Origin of the sequence: Actinomadura sp. (assembly GCF_044508335.1) — a bacterium.
Taxonomy (GTDB): domain Bacteria; phylum Actinomycetota; class Actinomycetes; order Streptosporangiales; family Streptosporangiaceae; genus Spirillospora.
The window spans coordinates 12,198-15,712 of sequence record NZ_JBIQHY010000129.1 but is presented as its reverse complement, the minus strand read 5'-3'; the positions used below and the strand labels follow the sequence as shown (position 1 = coordinate 15,712).

Sequence of the window (3,515 nt, the reverse complement as noted above, 5' to 3'; positions counted from 1 at the left end):
GAGCACACCGACACCAGCACACCGGCGGAGCGGAGGGAGGACCGTGGCGAGGATCGCAGCGGCGAGGATGTCCGCCGAGCCCAGCTCACCCGAGCAGCACGACCGGCGGCAGCGCATCCTCAAGGCCGCGTCGCGCATCGGCGCGGAGAAGTCCCTCGAACGCGTCCAGATGCACGAGGTGGCGAAGGCCGCCGGCGTCGCGATCGGCACCCTGTACCGGTACTTCCCGTCGAAGGTGCACCTGTTCACCGCGGTGATGGCGGCGCAGGTCGACCGGCTGCACGAGCAGGTCTCCGAGCCCGCCCCCGGGGTCAGCCCCGAGGACGCGGTCGCCGACCTGCTGGTGAAGGCGAGCCGGAGCCTGCTGGCCCAGCCCGTCCTGTCGGCGTCGATGCTGCACGCGTCGAACAGCGCGCACGTCGCGACCGTCGCCGACACGATCCACATCGACAACACGTTCCGGGACATCCTGCTGCGCGCCGTGGGCATCGAGGTCCCGACCGCGCAGGACGTGACGCTCGTCCGGCTGCTGATGCAGTGCTGGTACGGGGTGCTCCAGTCGAGCCTGAACGGCCGCGCGTCCATGGCGGACGTGGAGAGCGACATCCGCCTCGCCTGCAAGCTGCTGCTCGCCCCCCGGTCGAACGCGCGGCGCTCACAGGACGGCGCGCAGCCCTCCCAGTGATCGGGACGGCCCCGGCGCAGGCTCCGGCGCCGCGGCTAGCGTGCGCCCATGAATCGCTATGACGGCGTGAAAGTGCTGCTCACCGGGGCCGCGTCCGGCATCGGGCGGGCCACGGCGATCCGCCTCACCACCGAGGGCGCCGCGGTCTACGGCGTGGACATCTCCGGCAAGGGCCTCGCCGGGACCGCCGAGGCCGTCACCGGGCCCGGCACCCTGACCACCCGTACGGCCGACGTGACCGACGAGGCCGCCGTGGCCGCCGCGGTGGCGGACGCGGCGGAGACCCTCGGCGGCATCGACGTCCTCGTGAACGTGGCCGGCGTCCACAAGACCACCCCGATCGAGACGCTCACCGTGGACGACCTGAACCGGCTGTTCTCCGTCAACCTCGTCGGCACCGCCCTGTTCTGCCGCGAGGCGCTGAAGCACCTCCCGGACCGGACGGGTGTGATCGTCAACACGGCCTCGCTGTCGGCGACGCAGGGCAGCCCGTACATGACGGCGTACTCGGCGTCCAAGGGCGCGGTGCTGGCGTTCTCGCTCAGCCTCGCCGCCGAGCTGGCCGCCCGCCGCATCCGCGTCGTGCCGATCTCCCCGGGAGCCGTCGACACGCCGCTGATCCAGTCCGCCGACATGTTCCCGCCCGGCATCGACCTCGACTACTTCTCCAAGATCCGGTCCTACTACGGCGCGGCGGACCCCGAGATGATCGCGGCGGCGATCGCGTTCGCCGGGTCGCCCGACGCCGCCTACTTCACCGGTGCCGACTTCCGCGTCGACGGCGGCGCGCACACCTAGGAGAGCGACATGGCACGCACCATCGCCGTCAGCGGTTCGGCGTCCGGCATCGGCGCGTCCCTCGCCGGGATGCTCCGGGACGCCGGCGACACCGTCATCGGGATCGACCGGCACGACGCCGACGTCCGCGCCGACCTCAGCGTCCCCGAGGGCCGGGCGGGCGCGGTCGCGGAGACGCTGGAGCGGGCGGGCGGGCGGCTCGACGCCGTCGTGGCCTGCGCCGGCGTCTCCGACTTCACGATCATGCCGGTCAAGGTGAACTTCTTCGGCGTCGTCGGGCTGCTGGAGGGGCTGCGCCCCGCGCTCGCGCGGGCCGAGGCGCCCCGCGCCGCCGTGGTCGGCTCGATCTCCGGCACGCACCCGGTGGACGACGCCACCGTCCGCGCCTGCCTCGGCCTGGACGAGCCGGCCGCGCTCGCCGCGGCCGCGAAGGTCGAGGAGAGCGGCGCCGGCGGCCTGCTGTACCCGTCGTCGAAGTCGGCGCTCGTCCAGTGGGTGCGGCGGGTCTGCACCGCCCCCGAGTGGGCGGGCGCGGGCATCCCGCTGAACGCGGTCGCGCCGGGCGTCGTGCGGACCCCGATGAGCGCGCCGCTGTTCGAGGACGAGGGCATGTTCCAGATCATGAAGGAGGCCGTCCCGATGCCGCTGAACGGCTTCGCCGGCCCCGAGGTGATCGCGGAGGCGCTGCGCTGGCTGATCTCCCCGGCCAACACGCACATGACCGGCCAAGTGATCTACGTGGACGGCGGCGCCGAGGCCACCCTCCGCGACGCGTCCCTTTTCTGAGAGCGGCGGTTTCTAAGAGCGGTTTTCTGAGAGCGGCGGTGACGGAGCACCGGCGCCCGCCCCCCTCGCGCCGGGGGCGGCCACCGGTCGGCTCCGCGGTCAGTACTTGCTGGTCTCGGTGTTGTCGAGCGCGGCGACGCTGTAGGCGGCGTAGGTCCGGCGCGGGTCGCGGTCCTCGAAGTACGGCGTGATCTGCGCGCCGAGCTCCTCGACGGAGAAGACGCCTCCGGCCGCCGTGAACTTCTGCTCCACGGTCGGCGCGGCCATCAGCGCGACCATGTCGCCGTAGACGATGAACACCTGACCGGTGATCTTCTCCGCGGCGGGGGACGCGAGGTAGCCGACGAACGTGCCGACCCGCTCGGGGGCCATGGCGTCGAGCCCGCCGGGCGAGGTGCCCTCCGCGAACGTCGCCTCGGTCATCGCCGTCCGGGCGCGGGGGCAGATCGCGTTGGCGCGCACCCCGTACCGGCCGAGCCCGGCGGACGTCGACAGCGTGAGCGCGACGATGCCGGCCTTCGCGGCGGAGTAGTTCGGCTGCCCCGCGGATCCGAACAGGAACGCCTCCGACGCGGTGTTGATCACCCGCCCGTAGACGGGGCCGCCGGCGGCCTTGCTCGCGGCCCGCCAGTGCACGGCGGCGGCGCGGGACACCGACGCGTGCCCCTTCAGGTGGACGCGGACGACGTCGTCCCAGTCCGGCTCCGACAGGTTGAACAGCATCTTGTCGCGCAGCACGCCCGCGTTGTTGACCAGGACGTCCAGCGAGCCGAAGGTGTCGACCGCCGCGGACACCAGGGTGTCGCCCATCGACCAGTCGCCGACGTCCCCCTTCACCGCGACGGCCCGCCCGCCCGCCTTCGTGATCTCCGCGACGACGTCGTCGGCCGCCGGCCCCATGTCGTTGACGACGACGTTCGCGCCCTGCGCGGCGAGGGCGAGCGCCTCGGCGCGGCCCAGCCCGGCGCCCGCGCCGGTGACGATGGCGGTACGGCCCGCCAGGGACAGGTCAGCGTTCATCGGAGCCTCCGGATCGGGTGTTCGGGTCGCTGGCCGGAGGCTAGTACGAATTCTAGTCCCGCGGCGGGAGCCGTCCCGCTCAGCGGGTGTCCGCAGGAAGCTCGCATGGTGCGGACAGCTCAGCGGGACTGATCTTGCCCGCCAACAAGAACGAATTCTAGTCTCCCGGCCACGACGCTGGATCCGGCGACGCTGTCCGCCCCGCTCGCCGGCGCGATCCGCGCGC

General features: G+C 73.0%; 4 protein-coding genes. 3 read left to right on the top strand and 1 reads right to left on the bottom strand.

Going from position 1 to position 3,515, the window contains the following annotated elements; translation table 11 throughout:
• The first annotated feature begins 43 nt into the window (after positions 1–43).
• Genes ACIWVC_RS29620 through ACIWVC_RS29610 form a run of 3 tightly spaced genes read left to right on the top strand, consistent with a single transcriptional unit; the run spans position 44 to position 2,269 of the window.
• On the top strand, positions 44–685 hold the full coding sequence (locus tag ACIWVC_RS29620; protein WP_396451254.1) for a TetR family transcriptional regulator: 642 nt from the start codon (positions 44–46) through the stop codon (positions 683–685).
• A gap of 48 nt (positions 686–733) precedes the next feature.
• A complete protein-coding gene (locus tag ACIWVC_RS29615; RefSeq protein WP_396454848.1) occupies positions 734–1,483 on the top strand; it encodes an SDR family NAD(P)-dependent oxidoreductase in 750 nt (249 codons plus the stop codon).
• Between the two features lie 9 nt (positions 1,484–1,492).
• A complete protein-coding gene (locus ACIWVC_RS29610; protein ID WP_396454847.1) occupies positions 1,493–2,269 on the top strand; it encodes an SDR family oxidoreductase in 777 nt (258 codons plus the stop codon).
• 99 nt (positions 2,270–2,368) lie between these two features.
• Here ACIWVC_RS29610 and ACIWVC_RS29605 read toward each other — a convergent pair whose 3' ends face one another.
• Complete coding sequence (locus ACIWVC_RS29605) at positions 2,369–3,289, bottom strand: 3-oxoacyl-ACP reductase (RefSeq protein WP_396454846.1); 921 nt, start codon at positions 3,287–3,289, stop codon at positions 2,369–2,371.
• Between the last annotated feature and the right edge of the window lie 226 nt (positions 3,290–3,515).